At 68.2% G+C, this 25530-nt stretch carries 23 protein-coding genes and 1 CRISPR repeat array; of the genes, 11 read left to right on the top strand and 12 right to left on the bottom strand.

What is annotated here, in order from left to right; genetic code table 11:
- Positions 1 to 28 precede the first annotated feature (28 nt).
- The gene (locus ACFSNB_RS06815) at positions 29 to 334 is read right to left on the bottom strand and encodes an addiction module antidote protein (protein WP_377315288.1); all 306 of its coding nucleotides are present in this window, start codon (positions 332 to 334) and stop codon (positions 29 to 31) included.
- Between the two features lie 235 nt (positions 335 to 569).
- Here ACFSNB_RS06815 and ACFSNB_RS06810 point away from each other — a divergent pair, with 235 nt between their 5' ends.
- The 3 genes from ACFSNB_RS06810 (at position 570) to ACFSNB_RS06800 (ending at position 1797) form a co-directional block, all read left to right on the top strand.
- Positions 570 to 899: a hypothetical protein gene (locus ACFSNB_RS06810; protein WP_377315287.1), complete on the top strand. Its 330-nt coding sequence runs from the start codon at positions 570 to 572 to the stop codon at positions 897 to 899.
- 167 nt (positions 900 to 1066) lie between these two features.
- Positions 1067 to 1588, top strand: coding sequence for a GNAT family N-acetyltransferase (locus ACFSNB_RS06805; protein ID WP_377315286.1), 522 nt, complete (start codon positions 1067 to 1069; stop codon positions 1586 to 1588).
- A gap of 23 nt (positions 1589 to 1611) precedes the next feature.
- Positions 1612 to 1797 (top strand): antitoxin Xre/MbcA/ParS toxin-binding domain-containing protein, encoded by a 186-nt coding sequence (locus ACFSNB_RS06800; RefSeq protein WP_377315285.1) that lies wholly within the window; start codon positions 1612 to 1614, stop codon positions 1795 to 1797.
- 57 nt (positions 1798 to 1854) lie between these two features.
- Here ACFSNB_RS06800 and ACFSNB_RS06795 read toward each other — a convergent pair whose 3' ends face one another.
- Positions 1855 to 3072 (bottom strand): BaiN/RdsA family NAD(P)/FAD-dependent oxidoreductase, encoded by a 1218-nt coding sequence (locus ACFSNB_RS06795; RefSeq protein WP_377315284.1) that lies wholly within the window; start codon positions 3070 to 3072, stop codon positions 1855 to 1857.
- 334 nt (positions 3073 to 3406) lie between these two features.
- Between ACFSNB_RS06795 and pstS (ACFSNB_RS06790) the strand changes: the two genes are divergently transcribed.
- The 8 genes from pstS (ACFSNB_RS06790) to ACFSNB_RS06755 all read left to right on the top strand — a co-directional run bounded on the left by pstS (ACFSNB_RS06790) (position 3407) and on the right by ACFSNB_RS06755 (position 13271).
- Entirely contained in the window at positions 3407 to 4444 is a 1038-nt protein-coding gene (gene pstS / locus ACFSNB_RS06790; RefSeq protein WP_377315283.1) for a phosphate ABC transporter substrate-binding protein PstS, read from the top strand.
- A gap of 86 nt (positions 4445 to 4530) precedes the next feature.
- Entirely contained in the window at positions 4531 to 5508 is a 978-nt protein-coding gene (gene pstC, locus ACFSNB_RS06785) for a phosphate ABC transporter permease subunit PstC (protein WP_377315282.1), read from the top strand.
- The gene (pstA, locus tag ACFSNB_RS06780) at positions 5505 to 6398 is read left to right on the top strand and encodes a phosphate ABC transporter permease PstA (protein ID WP_377315281.1); all 894 of its coding nucleotides are present in this window, start codon (positions 5505 to 5507) and stop codon (positions 6396 to 6398) included. The genes pstC and pstA overlap by 4 nt, the downstream gene beginning before the upstream one ends.
- A 16-nt stretch (positions 6399 to 6414) precedes the next feature.
- On the top strand, positions 6415 to 7245 hold the full coding sequence (gene pstB, locus ACFSNB_RS06775) for a phosphate ABC transporter ATP-binding protein PstB (RefSeq protein ID WP_377315280.1): 831 nt from the start codon (positions 6415 to 6417) through the stop codon (positions 7243 to 7245).
- A gap of 16 nt (positions 7246 to 7261) precedes the next feature.
- Positions 7262 to 8278, top strand: a complete 1017-nt coding sequence (gene pstS / locus ACFSNB_RS06770; RefSeq protein ID WP_377315279.1) for a phosphate ABC transporter substrate-binding protein PstS — start codon at positions 7262 to 7264, stop codon at positions 8276 to 8278.
- 351 nt (positions 8279 to 8629) lie between these two features.
- Positions 8630 to 10369: direct repeats of the CRISPR family, unit length 31 nt; unit sequence GTCGCCCCCACACGGGGGCGTGGATTGAAAC.
- A 369-nt stretch (positions 10370 to 10738) separates the two neighbouring features.
- Positions 10739 to 11458, top strand: coding sequence for a class I SAM-dependent methyltransferase (locus ACFSNB_RS06765; RefSeq protein ID WP_377315278.1), 720 nt, complete (start codon positions 10739 to 10741; stop codon positions 11456 to 11458).
- Positions 11455 to 11856 carry an NUDIX hydrolase gene (locus ACFSNB_RS06760; RefSeq protein ID WP_377315277.1) on the top strand — a complete coding sequence of 134 codons (402 nt, stop codon included), beginning with the start codon at positions 11455 to 11457 and terminating at the stop codon, positions 11854 to 11856. The genes ACFSNB_RS06765 and ACFSNB_RS06760 overlap by 4 nt, the downstream gene beginning before the upstream one ends.
- A complete protein-coding gene (locus tag ACFSNB_RS06755; RefSeq protein ID WP_377315374.1) occupies positions 11784 to 13271 on the top strand; it encodes an amino acid permease in 1488 nt (495 codons plus the stop codon). The genes ACFSNB_RS06760 and ACFSNB_RS06755 overlap by 73 nt, the downstream gene beginning before the upstream one ends.
- A 30-nt stretch (positions 13272 to 13301) precedes the next feature.
- On the opposite strand, the gene ACFSNB_RS06750 is transcribed toward ACFSNB_RS06755, so the two are convergent.
- The 10 genes from ACFSNB_RS06750 to ACFSNB_RS06705 form a co-directional block, all read right to left on the bottom strand.
- Positions 13302 to 14780 carry a methyl-accepting chemotaxis protein gene (locus tag ACFSNB_RS06750; protein WP_377315276.1) on the bottom strand — a complete coding sequence of 493 codons (1479 nt, stop codon included), beginning with the start codon at positions 14778 to 14780 and terminating at the stop codon, positions 13302 to 13304.
- A gap of 73 nt (positions 14781 to 14853) precedes the next feature.
- On the bottom strand, positions 14854 to 16029 hold the full coding sequence (locus ACFSNB_RS06745) for an MFS transporter (RefSeq protein WP_377315372.1): 1176 nt from the start codon (positions 16027 to 16029) through the stop codon (positions 14854 to 14856).
- Complete coding sequence (locus tag ACFSNB_RS06740; protein WP_377315275.1) at positions 16029 to 16868, bottom strand: ChbG/HpnK family deacetylase; 840 nt, start codon at positions 16866 to 16868, stop codon at positions 16029 to 16031. The genes ACFSNB_RS06745 and ACFSNB_RS06740 overlap by 1 nt, the downstream gene beginning before the upstream one ends.
- A 350-nt stretch (positions 16869 to 17218) precedes the next feature.
- Positions 17219 to 18643, bottom strand: a complete 1425-nt coding sequence (locus ACFSNB_RS06735; protein WP_377315274.1) for an ImmA/IrrE family metallo-endopeptidase — start codon at positions 18641 to 18643, stop codon at positions 17219 to 17221.
- A complete protein-coding gene (locus tag ACFSNB_RS06730; protein ID WP_377315273.1) occupies positions 18643 to 19071 on the bottom strand; it encodes a hypothetical protein in 429 nt (142 codons plus the stop codon). Before ACFSNB_RS06730 ends, ACFSNB_RS06735 begins: the two co-directional genes overlap by 1 nt.
- A gap of 256 nt (positions 19072 to 19327) precedes the next feature.
- Positions 19328 to 20164 carry a bacteriohemerythrin gene (locus ACFSNB_RS06725; protein WP_377315272.1) on the bottom strand — a complete coding sequence of 279 codons (837 nt, stop codon included), beginning with the start codon at positions 20162 to 20164 and terminating at the stop codon, positions 19328 to 19330.
- Positions 20165 to 20232: 68 nt separating this feature from the next.
- A complete protein-coding gene (gene ilvD, locus ACFSNB_RS06720) occupies positions 20233 to 22083 on the bottom strand; it encodes a dihydroxy-acid dehydratase (protein ID WP_377315271.1) in 1851 nt (616 codons plus the stop codon).
- Positions 22084 to 22144: 61 nt separating this feature from the next.
- Entirely contained in the window at positions 22145 to 22474 is a 330-nt protein-coding gene (locus tag ACFSNB_RS06715; RefSeq protein WP_377315270.1) for a hypothetical protein, read from the bottom strand.
- Between the two features lie 134 nt (positions 22475 to 22608).
- Complete coding sequence (locus tag ACFSNB_RS06710; RefSeq protein ID WP_377315269.1) at positions 22609 to 23313, bottom strand: haloacid dehalogenase type II; 705 nt, start codon at positions 23311 to 23313, stop codon at positions 22609 to 22611.
- A complete protein-coding gene (locus ACFSNB_RS06705) occupies positions 23310 to 25277 on the bottom strand; it encodes a lytic transglycosylase domain-containing protein (RefSeq protein WP_377315268.1) in 1968 nt (655 codons plus the stop codon). The genes ACFSNB_RS06710 and ACFSNB_RS06705 overlap by 4 nt, the downstream gene beginning before the upstream one ends.
- Positions 25278 to 25530: the final 253 nt, after the last annotated feature.

The raw sequence follows: 25530 nt of genomic DNA, 5'->3' as shown, positions 1-25530 counted from the left end.
CTTACGCAAGGCGGAATCTAATTCTTTATCACGCGACTGGTTGATCGGGCCTAAAGTTAATTCGCAAACCAAGCGCTTTCGCAACTTTTGCTATCGTCGCAAAACTGGGGTTGCCCTCCCCGGAGAGGGCCTTATACAGGCCCTCACGGCTCATTCCGGTGTCGCGGGCCAGCTTGCTGACGTTGCGGGCGCGAGCGACGACTCCGAGGGCATGAGCGAGAAGGGCCGGATCGTCGCCGCCTTCGGCCATTACCGCATCAAGATAGGCAATGATATCGGCCTCGGTTTTGAGGTAATCGGCAGAATCGTAACGACTGAAGAGAGGCTCCGCCATCTCGTTTACTCCTTCCATTCTGCGGCCAGTGCCTTTGCAGCCTCGATGTCCTGCTGCTGGGAACTTTTATCGCCACCGCACAAAAGAGCGAAGCCCTCGTCCTCGACATCGCACCGAACCTCCTGAGTCTCTCCACTCGCCACCGGCAGCAATATAAACCTATGATTTTTTATGGCGAAAAAATTGCCACCAAAATAACATAGCCGCCAAGCCTGAAGGGAGAGAGGAGGCCGCGATGGTTTGGTGGCTTTTTTGGCCCCCGATGGTGGTCAACCTGCACGACATCCGCTACCCCCTGAGCGGGGACATGCGGGGCTGGACGAACAGCCTGTTTACCCAGCGTGATCTGGATGCCCTCGATAGCATTTTGACCGCCGTCGAGAAGCTTCCTTCGGCAAACAAACGATACGCTGCGCGGCTGGAGAACGCATCAGGGCAACAAGAAATCACTCTCGCCGCGGCCGAGATCTCCGCGCCAGAGGCGACGGCACCCGACACCGACATCGAAATCGTGCGGAATCTGCTCGACCGTCTGCGGCAACAATTGCCTCCACGGCAGACCTAAACGCCGTTGCAATCTCCCCATTGACAAAAACAAGGGGGGTCTGGGGCTCGCCCCAGGCGGGTTTGGGCGGCAGCCCATCGCCGACAGGCGAGACACCCTCCGGCACCCCCGCTAAACTCCCGCTTATGCTGAACATCAGACCCGCCACCGACGACGACTGCCCGCTGTTGCCGGCGATCGAACGCAGCTCCGGCGAACTGTTCCGGCAGGTGCCGGGGCTGGAATGGATTGCCGATGACACGGTGCAATCGGCGGAGCAGCATCGCGCCCTGATCGCCGACGGGCTGGCCCTGGTCGCCGAGGTGGACGGCTTCGGGCTGGCGGGCTTCCTCAACGGACAACCGGCCGGGGATGCCTTGCATCTGTGGCAGATCGCGGTTCATCCCGACCAGCAACGGCGCGGAATCGGGCGGCGCCTGATCGAGGCCGCCCAGCACCATGCCGCCGCGCGCGGGATCGACGCGCTGACCCTGACCACCTTCCGCGCGGTCGCCTGGAACGAACCGTTTTATCGCAGACTGGGCTTCGTCACGTTGGACGAGGCGGAGCTCTCCCCGCGCCTGCGGGCGATCCTGGCGGCCGAGGGCCGGGCCGGGCTGCCGGTGGCGCGGCGGTGCGCGATGCGGAAGGGTTTCCAGCCGCAAACCGCCCCCGCGCTTGCGCCCTCCGACCAAACGCCCGTACCGTGAGGCGGTTTGGGATGGAGACGGTCATGAACCTTGCGGTAGAGACCCTGGCCGAACAGACCTTTGCCGATCCGGCCAAGGGGCGCGCGTGGCTGCTCAGGACAACCGCCAGCCTGGGGGGCAGGCGACCGCTCGACCTGCTCGACACCGAGGAGGGCGCGCGTGAGGTCGAAACCCTCCTGGGGCGGATCGCCCATGGTATTGCGGCTTAAAAACAAAGGGGGTTCGGGGCATCGCCCCGAGCGGGGTGCGGGGTGGCAACCCCGCCGCTACGCCGGCCGCTCGACCCAATCGGCCGCCGCGCTCCCGGCGGCGGCGCCGGTGGCGAAACAGGCGGTCAGCAGATAGCCCCCGGTCGGCGCCTCCCAATCCAGCATCTCGCCGGCGAGGAACAATCCCGGCCGCGTGCGGACCATCAACCCGTCATCCATCTCGGCGAAATCGACGCCGCCGGCGGTGGAGATCGCCTCGGCCAGCGGGCGGGGCCGGCGCAGCGGCAGCGGCAGCCCCTTGATGCCTGACGCCAGGGCGGCGGGATCGGCGAGGGCCTCGGCCGGCAGGCATTCGCGCAGCAGGCCGACCGCCGGGGCGGCGAGCGGCGGCAGCACCTTGCGCAGGAAGGTCGAGAACGAGCGGGCGCCGCGTGGGCGGGCCAGCGCCGCCGCCACCCGCGCGGCCGGCCAGTCGGGCAGCAGATCGAGGGTCGGCGCGGCGGCACCGGTCTGTTCCAGCGCGTCGCGCAGGGCGGCGGCGAAGGCATAGACCAGACCGCCCTCTATCCCGCTGGCGGTCAGGGTCAGTTCGCCGCGCCGCGACTGGCCGGCGAAGCTGAAGGTGACCGGGGCGAGGCGGCTGCCGGCGGCGCGGGCGGCGAAGGCGGGGCTCCAGTCGCAATCGAAACCGCAATTGGCCGGGCGCAGGGGGGCGATGGCGAGGCCGGCTGCGGTCAACGGCCCGACCCAAGCGCCGTCGCTGCCGAGCCGGGGCCAGGAGGCGCCGCCGAGCGCCAGCACCGTTGCCGCCGGCCGCACCGTGCGCGGCCCGTCGGGGGTGGTGAAGCTGAGGGCGCCGTCCTCGGTCCAGCCCAGCCAGCGGTGACGGGGATGGAGGGTGACGCCGAGATCGGCCAGCCGGCCCAGCCACGCCCGCAGCAACGGCGCCGCCTTCATCACGCGCGGGAACACCCGGCCGGAACTGCCGACGAAGGTTTCGATACCGAGATCGGCGGCCCAGGCGCGCAGTTCGGCCGGGCCGAACGCCGCCAGCAGCGGGGCGAGGCGGCCGGCGCGGGCGCCGTAGCGGGTGAGGAAGCGTTCGGCCGGCTCGCCATGGGTCAGGTTGAGCCCGCCCTTGCCGGCGCGCAGCAGCTTGCGGCCGGGAGTCGGCTGGGCCTCGTAGAGGGCGACGGCGTGGCCGCGTTCGGCCAGACGCTGCGCCGCCATCAGCCCGGCCGGCCCGGCCCCGATCACCGCCACTTCCGCGTCCATTTGGTCCACCTGTTCCGCTCGCGCCGGGATCCTAGAGCCGCTGGTCGCCAAAGGGAACCGGCTTCCGCCCCTTCGTGACGCTCCCATGGCGGTTTTGTGAAATTTTCACCACAAAAAACAACGCAATTCAAAGCGATCCAAGGAGATTGGAAATCTAAACATATATTTCACAAATAACCGGACCGCTTTCCGCTACCTACTCCCCCGACATCCCGGGCCGCGCGGCGCAGGAAAATGACCCATGACGAAGGATATTCTCCAAAGGTCTGGGGCGTGGCTCGCCCGGCTCGCTTCGCCGGAACGCGACTTCTAAACGGAACCAAGGGGACACCGCATGACGATCTTCAAACCGACCGCCCTTTGTCTTGCCCTGGGCGTGGCGCTGACCGCGGCGACCGCGCCGGCCCGGGCCGAGGATTTGCGTCTGGTCGGGTCGGGGGCGAGCTTCCCCTTCCCGATCTATTCGGCCTGGCTGAAGGATTTCAGCAAGCACACCCCCGGGGTGACGGTCGATTATCAGGCCAAGGGCAGCGGCGCCGGCATCCAGGACTTCATCAACAAGACGGTCGATTTCGCCGCCAGCGACGCGGCGATGAAGGACGAGGAAATCGCCCGGGTCGAGGGCGGCGCGGTGCTGCTGCCGATGACCGCCGGCGAGATCGTGCTGGCCTACAACCTGCCGGGCGGGATCAAGGGGCTGAAGCTGACCCGCGCCGCCTATGCCGGCATCTTCAGCGGCAGCGTCACCAAGTGGAACGATCCGGCGATCGCCGAGGCCAATCCGGGCCTCAAGCTGCCCGATCTGCCGATCACCGTGGTGCTGCGTTCCGACAGCTCGGGCACCACCTACAACTTCACCCAGCATCTGGCGGCGATCAGCCCGGCCTTCAAGCAGGAGGTCGGCACCGGCACCACCGTGCAGTGGCCGAAATCGCCCAAGTTCGTCGCCGCCCCCAAGAATGACGGCGTCACCGCCACCGTCAAGCAGACCCCCGGCGCGATCGGCTACATCGAATATGGCTACGCCAAGCTGACCAAAGCCGAGACCGCCCTGCTCGAGAACAAGGCCGGCAAGTTCGTCGCCGCCGGCGAGGCCTCGGGCAAGGCCGCCCTGGCCGGCGCCCAGCCGCCGAGCGACACCGACCTGCGGATGTGGATCCCCGACCCCGACGGCGCCGAGGCCTATCCGATCGCCTCGTTCACCTGGATGCTGTTCTACCAGCACCAGGACCCGAAGAAGGCCGAGATCCTGCGCAAGCTGGTCGAATACGGCCTGACCGACGGGCAGAAGGCGGCGGATGCGATGGGCTACATCCCGCTGCCGGCCAACATCGTCGCCAAGGTCCGCGCCGCCTCGGCCGCGATCCAGTAACCCGCTCCGGGCGAGGGCGGGCGACGGGCCGGCAGCGGCCGCCGCCCGCCCCCGCCCTTCCCCGCTCCCGGGACAAAGGCCACCCCATGTCATCCGAGCCGTTCTCCGCCGCCTTGCCGGAAGGCGCCCTCACCCGGCCGCCCTCGGCGTTCGACCATCTGGCCGACCGCGCCTTCCGCTCCCTCGCGCTGGTCGCCGCCGCCGCCCTGATCCTGCTGCTGGCCTACATCCTGTGGAAAATCGGGGTCAAGGCGCTGCCGGCGATCGGCGAGCACCACTTCGCCTTCCTGACCGATTCGGCCTGGGACGTGTCGAACCGCTCGTTCGGCATCCTGCCCGAGATCTGGGGCACGCTGTATTCCTCGCTGCTGGCGCTGGGCGTGGCCGGCTTCTTCGGGCTGACGGTGGCGATCTTCCTGACCCAGGATTTCCTGCCGCCGCGCCTCGCCGTGCTGTTCCGCACCGTGATCGAGATGCTGGCCGCGATCCCCAGCGTGGTGTTCGGCCTGTGGGGCATCTTCGTGGTGATCCCGACCATCCGTCCGCTGGCCGACTGGCTCAATGCCGAGCTGGGCTGGCTGCCGTTCTTCGGCACCACGCTGAGCGGTCCCGGCCTGCTGCCCGCCACCATCGTGCTGGCGATCATGGTGCTGCCGACCATCACCGCGATTTCCCAGGACGCGCTGCAATCGATCCCCTACCGCACCAAGGAGGCCGCCTACGGGATGGGCGCCACCAAGTGGGAGGCGATCCTCAAGGTGCTGCTGCCGACCGCCGCCGGCGGGATCTTCTCCGCCCTGGTGCTGGGCTTCGGCCGCGCCCTGGGCGAGACGATGGCGCTCGCCATGCTGATCGGCAATTCCAACCAGATCAGCCTCAGCCTGTTCTCGCCGGGCGACACCCTGGCCTCGCTGCTGGCCTCGCACTTCCCCGAGGCGGGCGAGGTCGAGGTCGGCGCCCTGATGTACGCCGCCCTGGTGCTGCTGGCGATCACGCTGCTGGTCAACATCGCCGGCAACCTGCTGCTGGCCCTCACCCAACGCCGGATTTCGGGGAAATCATGACCGCGATCGACACCTCCCTCGCCGCCGACCGGGCCGCGCCGCCCCGGCTGCACCGCTCGCTGACCGAGCCGCGCGAGATCAAGAACCTGCTGCTGTCCGGCCTGACCTGGGTGGTGGCGCTGGCCGCCGCCGTGCCGCTGATCTCGGTGCTGGTGATGCTGATCGGCACCGGCGGCGCCCGGCTCGGGCTCGAATTGTTCACCGAGCTGCCCCCGGCCGGGTTCGAGCTGGGCGGCGGCTTCGGCAACGCCATCCTCGGCACCCTGGTGATGGTGGCGCTGGCCTCGGTGGTCAGCATCCCGCTCGGGATCCTGGCGGCGGTCTATCTGGCCGAGATCGGCCCCGACAGCCGGCTGGCCGGCACCACCCGCTTCGTCGCCAAGGTGCTGACCGGCTTCCCCTCGATCCTGGCCGGGGTGTTCGTCTACGCCGCGGTGGTGCTGACGATGGGGCGCTATTCCGCGCTGGCCGGCGGCCTCGCGCTGGCGGTGCTGATGCTGCCCACCGTGATCCTGACCGCCGCCGAGGCGATGGCGATGGTGCCGCGCAAGATGAAGGACGCCGCGCTGGGGATGGGCTGCACCCACAGCCAGATGATCTGGCAGGTGGTGCTGCCGACCGCCCTGCCCGGGATCCTGACCGGGGTGATGCTGGCGGTGGCCCGCGTCGCCGGCGAATCCGCCCCGCTGCTGTTCACCGCCCTGTTCAGCAATTACTGGCTGACCAGCCTGGGTGAGCCGACCGCCTCGCTGTCGATCCTGATCTACAACTTCTCCAGCATGCCGTTCGACAACCAGATCGAGCTGGCCTGGGCCGCCTCGCTGGTGCTGGTGCTGATCGTCCTGCTGTTCAACATCACCTCGCGCCTGATCGGGCGCCCGAAGGTCTAGCAAGGGAGCGCGCGACATGGCCGCGATCGAACAGAACATCACCCCGGGCGCCGACACCGTCACCCCCGGCGCCAATCCGGTCGCCATCGACGTCCGGATCGACCAGATCCATTACGGCTCGTTCCTGGCGGTGCGCGACAGCGCGATCCAGATCGAGAAGGGCAAGATCACCGGCTTCATCGGCCCGTCCGGCTGTGGCAAGAGCACGGTGCTGCGCAGCCTCAACCGCATGAACGACATGGTGCGGGGCTTCTCGCTGGCCGGCAACGTCCACTTCCTCGGCAGCGACATCTATCACCCCAAGGTCAACCCGGTGGTGGTGCGGCGCTACATCGGCATGGTGTTCCAGCAGCCCAACCCGTTCTCGATGAGCATCTACGACAACGTCGCCTTCGGCCTGCGGCTCAACCGCTTCAAGGGCGACCTTGACGAAAAGGTCGAACTGGCGCTGCGCCGCGCCGCGCTGTGGGACGAGGTCAAGGACAAGCTGAAGGCCAGCGGCCTGTCGCTGTCGGGCGGCCAGCAACAGCGCCTGTGCATCGCCCGCGCCGTCGCCACCGAGCCGTCGGTGCTGCTGATGGACGAGCCCTGCTCGGCGCTCGACCCGATCGCCACCCGCCGGATCGAGGAGCTGATGCTGGAGCTGAAGCAGGATTACACCATCGCGATGGTGACCCATAACATGCAGCAGGCCACCCGCGTCGCCGACATCACAGCGTTCTTCTCGGTCGATATCTCGCAGGGCGGCCGCACCGGCTATCTGGTCGAGGTCGGCGAGACCCGCCAGATCTTCCACGATCCGCGCGAGAAGCTGACCAAGGAATACATTCGCGGCGAGTTCAGCTGAGCCAGGGGAGGCGGCGATGCGCTGGTTTCCGCTGCCCGGCCTCGGCCTGCTGGCCCTGGCCTGCGCCCTCGCCGCCCCGGCGCGGGCCGAGACCCTGGCGCTGACCGGGGCGGGAGCCAGCTTCCCCGCCCCGCTCTACCTGCGGCTGGCCGAGGATTTCCAGGCCCACCATCCCGGGGTGACGGTGTCCTATGCCAGCGTCGGCAGCGGCGAGGGCCTCGCCCGCTTCCTCGCCGACGCGGTCGATTTCGGCGCCAGCGACCAGCCGCCCAGCCCGCCGGAGGCCGCCCGCGCCGGCCACGGGCTGGTGCTGGTCCCCGCCACCGCCGGGATGGTGGTGGTGGCCTACAACCTGCCCGGCCTCCAAGGGGACCTGCGCCTGCCGGCCGACGCCACCGCCGGCATCTTCGCCGGGCGGATCCGCTTCTGGGACGATCCGGCGCTGGTCGCCGCCAATCCCGGCCTCAAACTGCCCCACCGCTCGATCGCGGTGGTGGTGCGCCAGGAGGCCAGCGGCACCACCGCCGCCTTCACCCGCGCCCTCGCCGCCGCCAGTCCGCTCTGGCGCGAGGCCCGTCTCGGCACCGGCAAGACCATCGCCTGGCCCGGCGCGGTGATGAAGGCACGCGGCAACGAAGCCGTCTCCGCCCGCCTGCGCATCAGCGACTGGTCGATCGGCTATGTCGAATACGGCTTCGCCGAACGACTCGGCCTGCCGATGGCCGCGCTGCAAAACGCCGCCGGGGCCTTCGTCCGCCCCAGCCGCGCCGCCGGTACCGCCGCCCTGGCCGGCGGCGCCGACCCCATTGCCCCGCTCGATGCCCCCACCGGGGCCCAGGCCTACCCGATCGTCACCTATTCCTGGCTGCTGCTGCGGGCCGGCTATGACGATCCCACCCGCGCCGCCGCCCTGCGCGCCTTCGTCGCCTTCGGCCTCGGCGAGGGACAGACCACCGCCGCCGCCCTCGGCTACATCCCCCTGCCGCCAACCGTCACCCAGGCCGCCCGCGCCAGCCTCGACCGGGTGCGGTAGTTTCTCGTCGGGCGCCGCGTTGTGTTGGGCAGGGCTGCCGCCCCGCCACCCCGCTTGGGGAGCAAAGCTCCCCAAACCCCTCATTTTTTCGATACCATCATCGCGACGCTGCCCGGGTGTCCGCACGCCCCTCTCCCCGGCGCGAACTGGCACCATCGCCTCAATCGCTCGGTGCGATCCCCAAGCGTGTCGCGACTCCCCGGCCGGTTCGCACCAGGGCTAGCTCTTTGATATCGTGAATCATTGTGACCCCCACCCCGGCCCGTCGCCAAGGATGGCCCCTCCTCGTCCCGCAGGTTCGCGCCAATGCAACGATTTTCGCAATGAGCCCAATCTGTTATTTCAGGAGGAGTCGCCCCCACACGGGGGCGTGGATTGAAACGATCGCCTGCTGCGGTGTGAGCGTCTGGCGCACGTGTCGCCCCCACACGGGGGCGTGGATTGAAACTCGGTTGGAGGGAAGTACGCCAAGCGGTGGCAGGAGTCGCCCCCACACGGGGGCGTGGATTGAAACTGCTTCGAGGCCTGGGCGCAGGGCAAATGGACGTGGTCGCCCCCACACGGGGGCGTGGATTGAAACCGCCATGGCCGGTCGCCGTCCGACACCGACCCACCGTCGCCCCCACACGGGGGCGTGGATTGAAACCCACAGACGGATGCCGCCATTCAGCCCCGGCTCGTAGTCGCCCCCACACGGGGGCGTGGATTGAAACCGGCGACCTGCTGACCGTCTACACCCACATTTTGGCGTCGCCCCCACACGGGGGCGTGGATTGAAACGTCGATCCCGGGCAGGTATGGCTCACCGCCGAAGGTCGCCCCCACACGGGGGCGTGGATTGAAACTCCGCTCATCTCATCATGTCCTTTCTAACTGTCGGGTCGCCCCCACACGGGGGCGTGGATTGAAACCTCACAGCCGGGACGACGGCTGACATATCGTCACGTCGCCCCCACACGGGGGCGTGGATTGAAACATCGAAGGCTTCAGGCTCCCATCCGAGATCTTCGTCGCCCCCACACGGGGGCGTGGATTGAAACGGATGCTCGCCAGCCGCGCCCGGCGCAGGTCGTCGTCGCCCCCACACGGGGGCGTGGATTGAAACAACACCTACGGCCAAGCGACCTGGCAGGCGATGCGTCGCCCCCACACGGGGGCGTGGATTGAAACTCCGCCCCCTCGACCGCGCCTGGCTGGATCACGCCCGTCGCCCCCACACGGGGGCGTGGATTGAAACAGGGGCAGGCATATCGCCTTGCCGCTGAGTTCGGGGGTCGCCCCCACACGGGGGCGTGGATTGAAACGTCCACACCCGTCTTGACCGCAACCAGCGTTTCGGGTCGCCCCCACACGGGGGCGTGGATTGAAACTGCGGCGCTATGCGCGCTAAGCAGTAGGCCAAGGCCGTCGCCCCCACACGGGGGCGTGGATTGAAACGATCAGGCCCCGGGCGAGGCCGGCATAAAATTTCGTCGCCCCCACACGGGGGCGTGGATTGAAACCAGTCCGTCGCCGATGGCGGCACGGGCGAATGGGTCGCCCCCACACGGGGGCGTGGATTGAAACAATCGCTCTTTGGAGGGTGCAGTGAAGATAATTCCCGTCGCCCCCACACGGGGGCGTGGATTGAAACAGCGCGTGGCTGATCCGGATCTACCGCAAGGTCGCGTCGCCCCCACACGGGGGCGTGGATTGAAACGCTGGAAATAAACAGGCATCCGCTCCCCGCGAGGTCGCCCCCACACGGGGGCGTGGATTGAAACTCCCGTCCCATTGGTGGTGTTACGGGGGTAGATGGTCGCCCCCACACGGGGGCGTGGATTGAAACTTCAAACAGTTGGTCGCTGGGTCCGCCGTCAAGGCGTCGCCCCCACACGGGGGCGTGGATTGAAACCGCGACCTGCGCGACGGGGTCACGGCGCTGATGACGTCGCCCCCACACGGGGGCGTGGATTGAAACGTGCTGGGCAACGGCGTCAACGAGCCGCGCGGCCTGTCGCCCCCACACGGGGGCGTGGATTGAAACGACCACCATCGTCAAGGGCGCGGACGGCGGCGAGGTCGCCCCCACACGGGGGCGTGGATTGAAACGACGGCCAAGCCACCGCGATCAAGGCGCGCGACGTCGCCCCCATGCGGGGGCATGGATGGCCGGGCTTGACCCGGCCATTTCCGCACCAGTTCGGGGCGAGGCGCCAAGCGACATCCCGTCAGGCGTGGACCAAGCCCGCGCCTGACGGGAAGGAGCGCCGGCCCATCCGGGATGAACCATGAAAAATCAATGGGTTCCAAGGGCCTTGCGGCCCTTGGCGGGTGCGGGCGGAGCCCGCGTTTTTCCCTGGAAGGTTGACCAGACCCGGGAGGGGCTGTTATCAAGTCCGGGCTCTGGCGGAGCTGAACGGTCCGGCCGCACAACTACTTGCCCCGCGGGCGAGACGGGTTCTCGCCGGGGAGCGCGCCATGGTCCGACCAAACTCCGAGTCCGAACAGACCCTGTTTCTTCCGCTCGCGGCGGCCTATGACCGCTGGGCGCCGGGGTATGACGTCTATGACAACCCGCTGCTGTTCGCGGCCGGGCGGGTGATCGAGCGCTGGGCCGAAACCGTCGCCGGGGCGACGGTGGTCGAGTTCGGCTGCGGCACCGGGCGCAATCTGGCCCGGCTGGGGCAGGCCGGCGCGGCGCGGCTGATCGGCTGCGACCTGTCGGCGGGGATGCTGGCGCGGGCGCGGGCGCGCGGGGCGGGTCTGCTGCTGTTCCGCCACGACATCACCCAGCCGGCGCCGCTGGCCGGGGGGATCGCCGATCTGGTGCTGTTCTGTCTGGCGCTGGAGCATGTCGGCGACCTCGCCGCGCCGCTGGCCGAGGCCCGCCGGCTGCTGCGGCCGGGCGGGCGGGTCGTGGTGATCGAGATCCATCCCTTTCTGGCCCAGGGCGATGTCCAGGCTCATTTCCGTGACGGCGCGGTGGTGGTGCGGATGCCGACCTTCGCCCACCGTTTCGCCGATCACCTCAACGCCGCCGCCGCCGCCGGGCTGACCGTCGCCGCCTGCCGCGAATGGCGTCCCCGCGATTGCGACGGCGCGCCGCCGCCGAAGCTGTTCAAGCGCGGGCCGGACCAGCCGGTGCTGGTCGAGTTCACCCTGGCCGCGGCGGCGCCTTCATCGGGAGAGACAGGATGACCACCACCAACCAGCCGCGCCTGGGCTGCGGCGCCGCGATCCTCCACGACGGCCAGATCCTGCTGATCCAGCGCCGCCGCCCGCCCGAGGCCGGATGCTGGGGCCTGCCCGGCGGCAAGGTCGATTGGCTGGAGCCGGTGGCGGCGGCGGTGGCGCGCGAGATCGCGGAGGAACTGGGGCTGCGGCTCGGGCCGCTTTCGCTGCTCTGCGTGGTCGATCAGATCGACCCGGCCGGCGGCGAGCACTGGGTCGCGCCGGTCTATCGCGCCGACAGCTGGGAGGGCGAGCCCCGGCTGGTCGAGCCCGACAAGCACCAGGGCTTCGGCTGGTTCGGCCTCGACGCGCTGCCCGAGCCGCTGACCGTCGCCACCCGCGCCGCCGTCGCCGCCCTGGCCTGAGTCCGCCGGCCCGATTATACTGCCGCCGGGCCGGCCCCGGGACCTGCCGGCGGAGGACCCACGAGATCGACCAGCCGCATCCCCCCCTCAGCCGCAGCCTGCGCAACCGCCACATCCAGCTGATCGCGCTGGGCGGGGCGATCGGCACCGGGCTGTTCCTCGGCGTGGCCCAGACCATCCGCCTCGCCGGCCCGTCCGCCCTGCTCGGCTATGCCCTGGCCGGGGTGATCGCCTTCCTGATCATGCGCCAGTTGGGCGAGATGGTGGTCGAGGATCCCGGCGCCGGCTCGTTCGCCCAGTTCGCCCGCCGCCACTGGGGCGAATTCCCCGCCTTCGTCGCCGGCTGGAATTACTGGGCGCTGTACGTGCTGGTGGCGATGGCCGAGCTGTCGGCGGTCGGGCTCTATGTCCAGTATTGGTGGCCGGAGATCCCGTCCTGGGCCTCGGCGCTGGCCTTCTTCGTCCTGATCAACGCCATCAACCTGCTGCATGTCCGGCTGTTCGGCGAGATGGAATTCTGGTTCGCCCTGATCAAGGTCGCCGCGATCGTGGCGATGATCGGCTTCGGGCTGTGGCTGCTGCTGAGCGGCGGCGGCGGGCCGCAGGTGACGGTCAGCAACCTGTGGGCGCGCGGCGGGTTCTTTCCCCACGGCGCCACCGGGCTGGTGATGGCGATGGCGGCGATCATGTTCTCGTTCGGCGGTCTCGAACTGGTCGGCATCACCGCCGCCGAGGCGGCCGATCCCGCCACCGCGATTCCCCGCGCCACCAATCAGGTGATCTACCGCATCCTGCTGTTCTATGTCGGCGCGCTGGCGGTGCTGCTGTCGCTCTATCCCTGGACCGAGGTCCAGCAGGGCGGCAGCCCGTTCGTGATGATCTTCCACTCGCTTGATCAGAACTGGGTCGCCACCGCCCTCAACGTCATCGTGCTGACCGCCGCGCTGTCGGTCTACAACAGCTGCGTCTACTGCAACAGCCGCACCCTGCTCGGGCTGGCGGCGCAGGGGCAGGCGCCGCGCCGGCTGGCCCGGGTCAACCGGCGCGGCGTGCCGGTGGCGGCGCTGGCGGTGTCGGCCACCGCCACCGGACTGTGCGTGCTGGTCAATTACCTGCTGCCGGGGCGGGCGTTCGAGCTGCTGATGCTGCTGGTGGTGGCAGCGCTGGTGCTGAACTGGGGGATGATCAGCCTGACCCACCTCAAGTTCCGCGCCGCGATGGGCCGGGCCGGCACCCGCCCGGCCTTTCCCAGCCCGGCGGCGCCGCTGACCAATTACCTCTGCCTCGCCTTCATGGCCGGGGTGCTGGTGGTGCTGGCCCTCACCCCCGGGATGGCAACGGCGGTGCTGCTGCTGCCGCTGTGGCTCGGGCTGCTGGCCGGCGCCCACCACCTGTCGCGGCGCCGGGCGGGCTGACGCCGAGAGGCTCCGCCCCTCGGCATCCGGTCAGCGCGCCAGCACCTGGGCGGCTTCCTTGGTCTTGGCGAACAGCGTGCCGGCCTGGGCCACCGCCTCGGCGATGGCGCCGATATTGCCGCTGATCGCATCGACCTCCAGCGAGGCCTGCTGCATGGTCGAGGACATGTCGCGGGTCACCGCGCTTTGCTGCTCGACCGCGGCGGCGGTGCTGGCGACATGGTCGCGCACCTGCCCGATCGACTCGCCGATGCGGCCGAGGGCGCCGACCACCTCGTTGGCGATGCCCTGAACCCCTTCGATCTCGCCGGAGATCTGCTCGGTGGCGCGGGCGGCCTGGTTGGCGAGGTTCTTGACCTCGTTGGCGACGACGGCGAAGCCCTTGCCGGCCTCACCGGCCCGGGCGCTTTCGATGGTGGCGTTGAGGGCGAGCAGGTTGATCTGGCCGGCGATGGTCTGGATCAGGCCGACGATGCCGCCCATCGCCGCCGCCGCGTCGGACAGCCGCCGGGTCGCCTCGCCGGCCGAGCTGACCTGATCGACCGCGCCGTCGGTGGCGCCCTGCGACTTGGCCATGCTGGCGGCGATCTCGCGCACCGAGGCGGCCAGTTCCTCGGCGCTGGAGGCGATGGTCTGGACATTGGCCGAGGTCCGCCCCGCCGCCTGCCCGGCCTCGCCCGCCTGGGCCTTGCTCTGGTCGATCGCGCCGTCGATCTCGGCGAAATTGACGTCGATCAGCCGCTTGAGGTCGGTCAGCAGGCCGATCTGGCGGGTGATGTCGGTGGCGAACTTGACCACCTTGATCAGCTTGCCGTTGAGGTCGAAGATCGGGTTGTAGCTGGCCTCGATCCACACCACCTTGCCGCCCTGGCCGATCCGCTTGAACTGGCCCTGCTGGAACTCGCCGGCCCGCAGCCGCTCCCAGAACCGGCGGTACTCGGCGCCGTCATGCTCGGCCGGATCGACGAAGGTGGCATGCGGCCGGCCCCGGATCTCGTCGAGCCGGTAGCCCAGCAACTTGAGGAAATTGTCGTTGGCGGTGATCACCGTACCGTCGAGATTGAACTCGACCACCGCCTGCACCCGGCTGATCGCGGTGACCTTGCCGAGCAGGTCGGCATATTCATTCTTGGCGGTGGTGACGTCGCTGGCGTACTTGACCACCTTGACCACCTGCCCGCGCCGGTCGAGCACCGGGTTGTAGCTGGCCTCGATCCACACCTCGCGCCCGCCCTGGCCGATCCGCTTGAACTCGCCGCGCTGGAATTCGCCGGCCCGCAGCCGCTCCCAGAACCGGCGGTATTCGTCGCTGGCGCGGTAGGACGGCTCGACGAAGATCGCGTGGTTCTGGCCGACGATCTCGTCGAGGCGATAGCCCAGGGCCTTGAGAAAGTTGTCGTTGGCGCGGATCACGGTGCCGTCGGGCTGGAACTCGATCACCGCCAGCGATTTTTCCAGCGCCGCGACGATCGCTTCGGCCGCATTGGACTTGGGCTGCAAGAACGACACCGGCCCCTCCCCGTTTTCAGTTAAAAACAACCTCATATATGGGAATCATAGAACGATTTTTAATGAGAAAACGTTAAATTTTGCCCATTAAGGGCCCGGCGCCCGCCCGCCGCCAGCGCCGGACCAGCGGTCCGCCCAGCAGCGCCGCCCCGGCCGACAGCGCCGCCATCGCCAGAAACGCCGCGCCGCCCCAATGCTGGTAGAGCGGCCCGACCGCGATGGTCGCCAGCCCCGGCACCAGCCCGACCGCCACCGCCGCATAGATCCCCTGCGCCCGCACCGCCAGGGCCGGCGGCACCGCCCGTTGCAGGAAATGCATCGCCCCGAGGTGGGTACAGCCGAAGGTCGCCGCATGCAGTCCCTGCACCAGCGCCAGCCACAGCGGATCGGTGGTCAGCCCCAGCGTCAGCCAGCGCACCATTCCGCCCAGCCCGCCCAGCAGCAGCAGCCCGGCCGGGCCGAACCGGGCCACCGCCCGGTTGCTGAAGGCGAACAACAGGATCTCGGCCACCACCCCTTCCGACCACAGCAGGCCGATGGTGGCATCGTCCACCCCCGCCGCCCGCCAATGCAGGGTGCCGAAGGCGTAATAGACGGCGTGGGCGGCCTGGCTGAGCGCGGCCACCGCCAGGAACAGCCCGAACAGCGGCGAACGCAGCAGCGGCCCGAGCGGGGCCGGCGCCACGCTTTCCCGCCCCGCCACCCGGGCATCGGGCAGGAACAGGCAGCTCGCCACCACCATCAGCAGCAGCCCGAATTGAATCCAGGGCAGATCGGTCGGCGGCCGCCACGCCAGCAGCCCGCCCAGCAGGCTGGCCACCGCGATGAAGGACAGCGACCCCCACAGCCGCACCCGGCCGTAATCGAGCCGGTGGCGGGCGACCAGGGTCATCGCCAGCGAATCCCCCACCGGCATCAGCCCGTACAGCGGCACGAACAGCAGCACGGTGGCGACCAGAATCGGCCAGAAGCCGAACGCGGCGGGAAAGGCCAGCCCGGCCAGCGCCGCCGCCCCGGCCAGCAGCAGCATCGGCCGCCGCCGGTCGCCGCGCCGATCGACCCATACCCCCACCAGCGGCGTGGCGAACACCCGCACCAGCGACGGCACCGCGATCAGCCAGGCGATCTCGACCGGCCCCAGCCCGCGCGCCGCCAGCCATAACGGCCAATAGGGCAGTTGCAGCCCGATCACGCAGAACAGCGCGACGTAATACAGCGCCAGCCGGGGCGCCACCCCGACCGAACCCATCACCGAGGCAGCCGCCCGGGCACCAGCCCCCGCGCCGCCAGCGAGTCCGCCATCTCCGCCCCGGCCAGGAAGGCATACTCGACCGCGCGCTGGTCGGTCAGCCGCTCGCAGGCGCGCAGTTCGTCATCGACCTCGCCGGGATGGCACATCACCAGCGTCGCCGGCCCCGGCGCGGCGGTAAACCGCTCGAACAGCAGCCGATACGGCACCCGCCCGGTGAGATCATAAACGCCCCGGAACGAGCGATTATGCGCAATCCCCGCCGCCGCCAGCCGCCGCCGCAGCCCGATCCCGAGCAAACTGATCACCCCCGCCCGCACCGGATCCACCCCCCGGCCTAGAATGGCCGCCGGACTCTCCCAGCAGGAGCGCACCCACCCCCCCGGCCCCAGCCGCCGCGCCGCGAGGTCGAGGACAACGTCGCGCACGATCGGCAATTGGTGGACGTGATGATGGCCGTCGAGGAAATCCGGCTTGCGCCCCAGCGCCGCCTCGAAGGCGTCCACCTGACGCTCCAACTCGGCCGCGATCTCAACCCGGTCCAGCCGCCGCGCCAGCGCCAGCCCCATCAGCCGCCCCAACGCCGGAAACCGCCCCTCCGGCGCCAGACGCGGCAACGCCCCCAGCGGCGTATGGTCGGTCAGCGTCAGATGCAGCCCCAGATCGGCCTGCCCGGCCAGGGGTTTCAGAAGGTCAGCCTCGGCCGCCCAGTACGGCCCCGAGGTCATGCAGCCGGTGGCCTGAAGCCGCCCAGCCCCGATCAACGCCCGAATCGCCCGCCCCACCCCGGGGGCCAGGCCGTAATCGTCGGCGCAGAGAGTCAGCGAGGGAGTGGTCATGATGCCCCCAAGGATAGGAGCCCCCCCGCCCCCACGCCAGCCGAAAGAGAAAGGGTTTCAAAGGTCCCGAACAAAACGCGGGCTCCGCCCGCCCCCGCCAGGAGCCAGCGGCTCCTGGACCTGCTTCGGTTTGTCGGGTGTGGCCGGCGCCTCTCAGCTTGGGCGCTGGCGGGTCGGGAGAGGGCTGGTAATATCAAGGCATCATTGATTGCGTGGCTCTCAATGGGCTTCCGTTTCTATGGCAGGGTTGGGGCGGAAGCGGAAGGCGGGTTTCTGAGTTGATCCTGGAAAAGAGAACACTGACTGCGATGACTGCGCGGCGATCGCTCGCAACAATCAGAATAAAGAATCTATTCAAGAACATCTGGATTCGAAACAAAACCTTTAATGTCACGCTTCTGTTCAGTTGACAGTGTATTTCCGATATTAGACCTAAAAAGTTGCCATGCGACAACCTCAGTGCTGACATCGAAATCAGACGACATTTTTTCAATAAAAAACGCGACGGAATTATTTTTAAAATATCGCTCACAGATCCGGCGCGGAAAAAGAAATTCGGCAGCAAACGCTCTCGCCCGTTTTTCCACCCAGTCGTCGCTGTATCCGGAAATGACTTCGGCGAATGGGAGGGAATTTTCTAGGTCAAAAAGCAAATGGCATAACTCGTGAGCCAGAGCTGCCCGCTGTCCGCTTGATTTTCGATTGCGTGTACTTCCCGTATTTATGATAACGACGGGTCCATGCTCGCCACCCCAGCAGAGCATTGCGTCCACACCATCGTGAGACAGCCCTATATTGTGTACGGGCACCTGCCACCGGTCAAAAAGAGCCTTCGGGTCAGGATGTTTTTTTTCCTGCTGCGATAGCAGAATCCGTTCACGCGCCCACTCTGCCAACAATCGGCCTTCTTCAGCAGCGGATAGCTTGCTCGACAAATTATCCAGCTTGTTCATGGCCTCTGCTTGCAAGCAACGGAGGTTCTGCGATCGACATTTTGGGGTTTTGGCGACAATGGACAAGATTGTGGTTGCACTAACAGTTGATAGAGAGGCGCCATATGCCATCCGTGCAACGGCCATGAATACCGTATCTTGGATTTCTGGACTGTTGTCGTTAAGATTAACGCCCGCGTTTATATTGCTAAAGATTTCATCAAGGAAATCAACCGACGCCCCAGTCACCAAGCTGGCAAGTTCCAGAGAGAAGGGGCGCTTTTCCCTTTGTTCCCATTCCGCCAGCCGAAGTCGTGCTAGTTCGTCATCAATCTGCCTCAACCTTTCGGCGATTTTGTCACCAAGGTCATTCAAAAGAGAAATTACAGATAAATATTTTTCACGAATCAGAATCCCGTCTCCGGAAATCATCATATGATTTCCTTCACGCAACACAAAGACCGATGGAACCCATTTTCCTTCTAGGGCGCAGGCAAGGTCATGTCGATATTCAAAGGCAAATACATTTTCTTCCTCAGCCTCGACCTGAGTTTCGAGGATTGTTCCGCTTTTTTCCCCCAATTTCCAGCGCGTCTCCGCCTCACACCTCAACAGATGAGGCATCTTCGGTCTCAAGCCAACCGGATAGGTTTGCTCCATTTTCAGGAACACCCAGTTCTCCGCCAGAAACGCAAGTAGATCAACCCAATGCCAATGAACGTCGGCCCATACTTCTTTATCGCCAAGCCTCAGACTCGCATAACCTTCCGTCGCCTCAAAAGCGGTTCCCTCGGGGGCGGTATTTCTCCACTGGATGCTTAGGTCGAAGGTTGCCGTATACATTACGGATGATCCTTGAACCAAGCCTCGATCTCGGACAAGCAACCGCGCTCCTGAGCCCGCTCAAGAAGCTTTTCTTTTATGAGCTTGGGCATATCAGGCTTCCTTTGGTGTGTTCTAGGCCCCGGGCACGGAAAGCCATGATACGACTCCCCAGGCACGGTTTCGACAGCTTTATACACGGCGCCCTGATAGATGTTGAACACCCATTTCGGATGGGATTTCAGCCAACCCTGCGGCGAATAGGGGATACCATCGCGCAAAATTTTTTCCGCAATGTTGGTGTTGATCGTGCTTGGACAATTCCCCTCGGGATGATTATCTTTCTCATAGCTAAACCCAGGCTCGTTCTTTTTCCATTTATGCTTTATAGGGCGGCCATCAATATTAGCCTTTGGCTGGTAGCGACATCGCTTAAGATCGTAGTCCATGTTGATAAAGATACCATCAAGAATGTTGCATAGCAATCGCCACCTATCCCCAAGGGGCACCATCAAGGACCTCAGCAGACTACTTTTGGACGCAGGGAAAGCCGATCAGATTGACCATGATGGGCGCGAACAAGACCCCAGCGCCCAAGCTGAAAGGCACCAACCGCGCCCGACAATTGATGCAGGTCCAGGAGCCGCTGGCTCCTGGCGGGGGCGGGCGGAGCCCGCGTTTTTCTCCCCTTTTATACCCCCTCCCCTACCCTCTTAACGAGAGTCCGGCGGTCAACGCGGCGAGGGTGGCGACGAGGGCGGCGGCGGAGACCGGCTTATCGAGGGTCGCGTCGGCGCCGACGGCGCGGGCGGCGGTGCGGCGGTCGGGGCCGCCGGTGGTCAGCAGCACCATCGGCAAAGCGAGGCCGGCGCGGCGGCTGTGTTCGATCAAGGCGAGGCCGCCGCCTTCGAAATCGTCGTCACACAGCATCAGGTCCACGCGGCCGCTGGCGAGGGCGCGGCGGGCGGCGTCGGCGTGGGCGACCATCATCACCCTATCGCCCCGGACTCCGGCGCCCTGGAGGAAGGTCAGCAGGATCTCGCGCAGGGTGAGGTTGTCCTCGGCCAGCAGCAGGGTGAGTTGGCGCCAATCGGCCTCGGGGCCGGGCGGGGCGAACAGCGGCTCGGGGCCGACGGCGGCGAGGGCGGCGTCCTGGAGCACCAGCCAGGAGCGGTAGCCCATGTCCGAGCTACAGATATGGTCGATCAGCCAGCGATTGAGGAAGCCCAGGCTGTCGCGGGCGCCGGCGCGGTCCTGGTCGTAGCGGTGGCGCAGCGCGGCGAGGGAGGTGATGAAGCCCTGGTGGGTCTGGCGGTGGCGGGCGAACTGGGGGAAGCCGCAGGCCAGCATCAGCCGTTCCTCGCGGGCAAAATGGACCGCCGCGTAATCCTCGACTCCGCGCAGCACGCTGGCGACGGCGAGATATTCCTCGACGTCGCCGATGGCGCGGTTGAGGTGATTGATCAGGGTGATCAGGAAGCGGTGGTCGGCGTCGAGGCTGGGAACGCCGACGCTCATCATCTCGTTCCAGTGCAGCGACATTCCCGCCCCCCTTGGTATGCCGGCGGACGCCCGCCCCCTCCCCGGGGCGGGCGCCGTTCGGGTGGCCGTCAGCCTTCGCGGCGTTCGACCTGGCTGACGTCGCGCACCGCGCCGCGGGCGGCGCTGGTGGTCATCGCGGCATAGGCGCGCAGCGCGGGCGAGACGACGCGGTCGCGGCCGGCGGGCGACCAGGGGGCGAGGCCCCGGGCGGCGCGGCGGCGGGCGAGTTCGTCTTCCGGCACCACCAGGACGATGCGGCGGGCGGGGATGTCGATCTCGATCCGGTCGCCGGGTTCGACCAGCCCGATCAGGCCGCCTTCGGCCGCCTCGGGCGAGACGTGGCCGATCGACAGGCCCGAGGTGCCGCCGGAGAAGCGGCCGTCGGTGATCAGGGCGCATTCCTTGCCGAGGCCGACGCTTTTGAGATAGCTGGTCGGGTAGAGCATCTCCTGCATGCCGGGGCCGCCCTTGGGGCCTTCGTAGCGGACGATCACCACGTCGCCGGCATTGACGACGCCGCCGAGGATCTTGTCGACCGCCTCTTCCTGGCTGTCGCAGAGGACGGCCGGGCCGGCGAAGACCAGGGCCTTTTCATCGACGCCGGCGGTCTTGACGATGCAGCCTTCCTCGGCGAGGTTGCCGAACAGCACGGCGAGGCCGCCATCCTTGGAGAAGGCGTGCTCGGCCGAGCGGATCACCCCCTTGGCGCGGTCGGTGTCGAGCGCGGCGAAGCGGCGATCCTGGCCGAACGCCTTGGTGGTGCGGAAGCCGGCCGGGGCGGCGCGGTAGAAGGTCGCCACCGCCGGGTCGTTGGCGCGGGCGACGTCCCAGCGCTCGATCGCGGCGCCGAGGCTGGGGGCGTGGATGGTGGCGCAGTCGCGGGCGATCAGGCCGGCGCGGTCGAGTTCGCCGAGGATGCCGAAGATGCCGCCGGCGCGGTGCACGTCCTCGACATGGACGTCATGGACGTTGGGAGCGACCTTGCACAGGCAGGGGACGCGGCGGCTGAGGCGGTCGATGTCGGCCATGGTGAAGTCCACCCCGGCCTCGCGCGCGGCGGCCAGCAGGTGGAGCACGGTGTTGGTCGAGCCGCCCATCGCGATGTCCAGCGTCATGGCGTTTTCGAACGCCGCCTTGGTGGCGATGCCGCGCGGGGTGGCGGTGACGTCGTCCTGTTCGTACCAGCGGCGGGCCAGCTCGACGATGCGGCGGCCGGCCTCGCGGAACAGGCCGGCGCGGTCGGCGTGGGTGGCGATCAGGGTGCCGTTGCCGGGCAGGCCGAAGCCGAGCGCCTCCATCAGGCAGTTCATCGAGTTGGCGGTGAACATCCCCGAGCAGGAGCCGCAGGTCGGACAGGAATTGCGTTCGTATTCGAGCGCGACGTCGTCGGAGACGTTCTTGTCGGCGCCCTTGATCATCGCGTCGATCAGATCGACGGCGTGGGTCTGGCCCGCGACCTTGACCTTGCCGGCCTCCATCGGCCCGCCCGAGACGAAGATGGTCGGGATGTCGAGCCGCAGCGCGGCCATCAGCATGCCGGGGGTGATCTTGTCGCAGTTGGAGATGCACACCAGCGCGTCGGCGCAGTGGGCATTGACCATGTATTCGACCGAATCGGCGATCAGGTCGCGCGAGGGCAGCGAATAGAGCATGCCGCCATGGCCCATCGCGATGCCGTCATCGATGGCGATGGTGTTGAATTCCTTGGCGACGCCGCCGGCCTGCTCGATCTCGCGCGCCACCAGCTGGCCGAGGTCCTGAAGGTGGACATGGCCGGGGACGAACTGGGTGAAGGAATTGGCGACGGCGATGATCGGCTTGCCGAAATCGGCGTCGGTCATCCCGGTGGCGCGCCACAGGCCCCGGGCGCCCGACATGTTGCGGCCGTGGGTGGAAGTGCGCGAACGATAGGCAGGCATGACGGTTCGATCCTTTCAAGGTGCCACGGGGCGGCCCCGTGGAAAGTCTGGCCCCGATGGGTCAGGCGCGGAACTGTTCGGGCGACTCGATCCCCAGCCGGGCGGCCTCGGCGTCGAACGCCTCGCGGTAGAGCGGGAAGGCCCGGGTCTTGGTCACCGTCTCGCCGGTCTGGGCGTGGGTGTAGGTCTCGCGCGCCAGCAGCGGATGGGCGGCGCGGTTGGGACAGGCATCGCCCTCGGCGATCAGCGCCTTGATCTGCGCGGTCAGGCCGGCGACGTGGCAGGCATCGAGGTCGGCCTCGTGCAGCGCCTCGGCCAGTTCGATCTCCAGCTCCTCGATCCGCTGCCGCAGCGCCTCGTTTTCGGCGCGCAGCGCCTCGGTCTCACTCATCTCAACTCTCTCTCCTGTTGGCGGGCTGCCGCCCGCACCCGCTCGGGGAGCAAGCTCCCCGAACCCCTCCTTTTTTCGAAAACAAAGGGGGTCCGGGGCATCGCCCCGGCCGGGTGCGGGCGGGAGCCCGCGAATTATACGCCGGCCAGCGTGGCGATCTCGGCCAGGCTGGCGACGGTGGCGGCCGGGCCGGCCGGCAGGCGTTCGCGCGGGGCGCCGGCGCGGTTGACCCAGGCGACGCGGAAGCCGAACGCGGCGGCGCCGGCGGCATCCCAGCCATTGCCGGAGACGAAGCCGATCGCCGCGGGGGCGAGGCCGAAATGGGCCGGGGCCAGGGCGTAGACGTCGGGATGGGGCTTGTAGCGGCCGACGCTTTCGACCGACAGCACCGCGTCGAGGCTGTCGCCCAGCCCGGCGCTGGCGATCGCCCCGGTCAGCATCGCGGGCGGGCCGTTGGACAGGATCGCGGTGGCGCGGCCGGCGGCGCGCAGCCGGCCGAGCAGCGCCACCGCGTCGGGATAGGGGCGCGGATGACGCCACGCTTCGAGCAGGGCGGCGCGCAAGGCGGGATCGTCGGCGCAGCCGAACGCCTCCAGCGCGTAATCGAGCGCGTCGGCGGTGAGCTGGAGGAAATCGGCGTGGCGGCCCATCAGGCTGCGCAGCCAGCTATATTCGAGCTGCTTGCGCCGGACCAGCTCGCCCAGCGCCCCGGCGCGGTCGCCCAGGCGCGGGCGGGCGGCGGCGACCAGATCGCCGACATCGAGCAGGGTGCCGAAGGCGTCGAACACCCACACCCGCACCCCGGAGAAGGGATTGGCGGCGGCGGCGGGGGGGGTCATGGCGTCGCCTGCGACACGCGGCGGTTCCACCGGCGCAGGTCGTCCTCAAGGCTGGCCTCGACCGGGCGGCCGAGACGGGCGCGGTAAACCGCGACGCTTTCCATCACCCGCTGAACGTAATTGCGGGTCTCGCCGAAGGGAATCATCTCGATCCAGTCCACCACGTCGATGTTGGGATCGCGCGGGTCGCCGTTTTCCTGGATCCAGCGCCGCACCCGGCCGGGGCCGGCATTGTAGGAGGCCAGCGCCAGCATGTAGGAGCCGTCGAAGCGGTCGATCAGCGATTTGAGATAGGCCGAGCCGAGCCGGATGTTGACGGCGGGATCGTCGAGCCGCTTCGGGCTGTAGGCGACATCCTCGCGCCGGGCCACCCGCTCGGCGGTTTCGGGCAACAGCTGCATCAGGCCGCGCGCGCCGGCGCGTGACACCACCTCGGGCATGAAGCCGCTTTCCTGGCGGATCAGCGCCAGCACCAGCGCCTTTTCGGCCGAGACGTCCTGGGCGGTGAAGCTGGGCAGCGGCCAGCCGGCGTCGAGCAGGGTGACGCCGTCGCGGTCGGAGCGGCGCGCCACCAGCAAGGCGAGGTCGTCGCGGCCGGCCTGCCGGGCCAGCCGGGCCACCAGCACCCGCTCGCCCGGGCTCTGGACGATGTCGTTGAGGCGGAGGAAGAACGGCCGCAGCAGATCATCCTCGTCGAGTGACAGCAGGATCCGCGCCGCCTGGACGGTGTCGCGCTGGCGGAAGCGGTCCAGATCCTCCTCGCTCGGCTGGGGATCCTCGGGCATCGCCCCGGTCGGCTCGCCGAGGCGGGCCGCCGCCAGTTGGCCGTAGAAGGTGGTGGGATAGCGGGCGGCGCGGGCGAACCACTCGCGGGCGCGGCCGTCGTTGAGGCTCTCGCAGCCGCGCCCGGCCCAATAGGCGGCGCGGGCGCGGGCGATCGGGTGGCTGGCCTGTTCCTCCAGCCGCAGGAAATGGCCGAGCGCCACCTCGCGGTCGTCGAGGAAGCGCAGGGCGATCCAGCCGGCGAGGAACTCGGCCTCGACATAGGGGGTGCCGCCCTCCAGCCCGTGCTCGGCGGCGGTCTGGTAGGCGCGCGACACCAACCCCTTCTGCAACGCGCGGCGGGCCAGGATCGCCCGCTCCTGCCACCACAGATCGGGGCGGACCTTGTTGCCGGCCGGGTGGGTCAGCAGCTCGATCGCCTCTTCGTCGCGGTCGTGGCTGCGGCGCCAGCGCACCCGCTCGTAGATCAGGCCGGGATCGTCGCGCAGATGGGCCGGCACCGCCGCCAGCAGCGGCTCGGGCGCCTCGTCGGCCTGAAGCCCGAGCCGGGCCTGGGCCACCGCGCGGGCGCCGGGCTCGACCCGGGGCAGCATCCGCCGCGCCGAGACGTCCTGGCGGTCCCACAGCAGCCGGTCGAGCCGGCGCCAGTGATCCTCCGGCCGCAGCAGATCGCCCAGCGCGGCGAGGAACTGGGTTTCCTGCTGCGGGCCGAAGCTCTGCTCGACCCAGGTGTCGCGGGCGACCCTGGCCGCCTTGTCGGCCTGACCGGCGGCGCGCAGGGCGCGGGCATAGGCCATGCCGCCATCGGCGCTCTGCGGCGGGTGGGAGTCGAACCAGGCGATCACCCTGGCGCGCGGCGTCGCGGCGGTGATCGCCGCCTCGGCCCGGCGGGTGATCGGCCCCAGCAGCGGCCAGTCGGGATTGGCGGCGACGAAGGCGGACAGTTGCTCGAAGCCGGCATCGGTGCCGCCCGAGCTGTAATCGATCCAGGTGACCAGACGGGCCAGCACCGGGTCATGGGCGGCGCGGGCCAGCCGCAGCGCCTCGTCAAGGCGGTCGTGCCGGGCCGCCGCCACCGCCTGACGGGCCGCGCCCGTCTCGGCGGCCGGGGCCGGGGACAGGGACAGCGCGGCGACCAGACCGGCGGCGATCAGCAAAGCGGCGGCGGGACGGTGGGTCACGGGCGGGCCTTGTTGCCAAAGGGTTTTACGGCTGCCGGCATTCTAAGGGGGCAACGGTTGCGCTTTCAAGCCGAACCGCCCACCGATTCGCATCGGGCCAACGGAAATAATATTGCCGAATGGTTAGGGCGCGTTGACATTCTGGGTTCCCATGGGCTGAAAAATCTGGTTCAAGGCTTCCTTTCGAGAAGGGGACTTGAATGAGCGAAGTTCGTCTGATCCTGAAGGATCACCAATGGGACCGGATGGCGCC

It is taken from the genome of Phaeospirillum tilakii, from assembly GCF_042683125.1.
In the GTDB taxonomy this organism is placed as follows: Bacteria; Pseudomonadota; Alphaproteobacteria; order Rhodospirillales; family Magnetospirillaceae; genus Phaeospirillum; species Phaeospirillum tilakii.
The sequence above is the reverse complement of the archived record's forward strand: the minus strand, read 5'-3'. Positions and strand labels throughout refer to the sequence as shown.

Coding starts and splice junctions, on each gene's coding strand:
- ACFSNB_RS06815 (WP_377315288.1), bottom strand. CDS start 334: ATGGCGGAGCCTCTCTTCAGTCGTTACGATTCTGCCGATTACCTCAAA.
- ACFSNB_RS06810 (WP_377315287.1), top strand. CDS start 570: ATGGTTTGGTGGCTTTTTTGGCCCCCGATGGTGGTCAACCTGCACGAC.
- ACFSNB_RS06800 (WP_377315285.1), top strand. CDS start 1,612: ATGAACCTTGCGGTAGAGACCCTGGCCGAACAGACCTTTGCCGATCCG.
- ACFSNB_RS06795 (WP_377315284.1), bottom strand. CDS start 3,072: ATGGACGCGGAAGTGGCGGTGATCGGGGCCGGGCCGGCCGGGCTGATG.
- pstS (WP_377315283.1), top strand. CDS start 3,407: ATGACGATCTTCAAACCGACCGCCCTTTGTCTTGCCCTGGGCGTGGCG.
- pstC (WP_377315282.1), top strand. CDS start 4,531: ATGTCATCCGAGCCGTTCTCCGCCGCCTTGCCGGAAGGCGCCCTCACC.
- pstA (WP_377315281.1), top strand. CDS start 5,505: ATGACCGCGATCGACACCTCCCTCGCCGCCGACCGGGCCGCGCCGCCC.
- pstB (WP_377315280.1), top strand. CDS start 6,415: ATGGCCGCGATCGAACAGAACATCACCCCGGGCGCCGACACCGTCACC.
- pstS (WP_377315279.1), top strand. CDS start 7,262: ATGCGCTGGTTTCCGCTGCCCGGCCTCGGCCTGCTGGCCCTGGCCTGC.
- ACFSNB_RS06765 (WP_377315278.1), top strand. CDS start 10,739: ATGGTCCGACCAAACTCCGAGTCCGAACAGACCCTGTTTCTTCCGCTC.
- ACFSNB_RS06760 (WP_377315277.1), top strand. CDS start 11,455: ATGACCACCACCAACCAGCCGCGCCTGGGCTGCGGCGCCGCGATCCTC.
- ACFSNB_RS06745 (WP_377315372.1), bottom strand. CDS start 16,029: ATGGGTTCGGTCGGGGTGGCGCCCCGGCTGGCGCTGTATTACGTCGCG.
- ACFSNB_RS06740 (WP_377315275.1), bottom strand. CDS start 16,868: ATGACCACTCCCTCGCTGACTCTCTGCGCCGACGATTACGGCCTGGCC.
- ACFSNB_RS06735 (WP_377315274.1), bottom strand. CDS start 18,643: ATGTATACGGCAACCTTCGACCTAAGCATCCAGTGGAGAAATACCGCC.
- ACFSNB_RS06730 (WP_377315273.1), bottom strand. CDS start 19,071: ATGGACTACGATCTTAAGCGATGTCGCTACCAGCCAAAGGCTAATATT.
- ACFSNB_RS06725 (WP_377315272.1), bottom strand. CDS start 20,164: ATGTCGCTGCACTGGAACGAGATGATGAGCGTCGGCGTTCCCAGCCTC.
- ilvD (WP_377315271.1), bottom strand. CDS start 22,083: ATGCCTGCCTATCGTTCGCGCACTTCCACCCACGGCCGCAACATGTCG.
- ACFSNB_RS06715 (WP_377315270.1), bottom strand. CDS start 22,474: ATGAGTGAGACCGAGGCGCTGCGCGCCGAAAACGAGGCGCTGCGGCAG.
- ACFSNB_RS06710 (WP_377315269.1), bottom strand. CDS start 23,313: ATGACCCCCCCCGCCGCCGCCGCCAATCCCTTCTCCGGGGTGCGGGTG.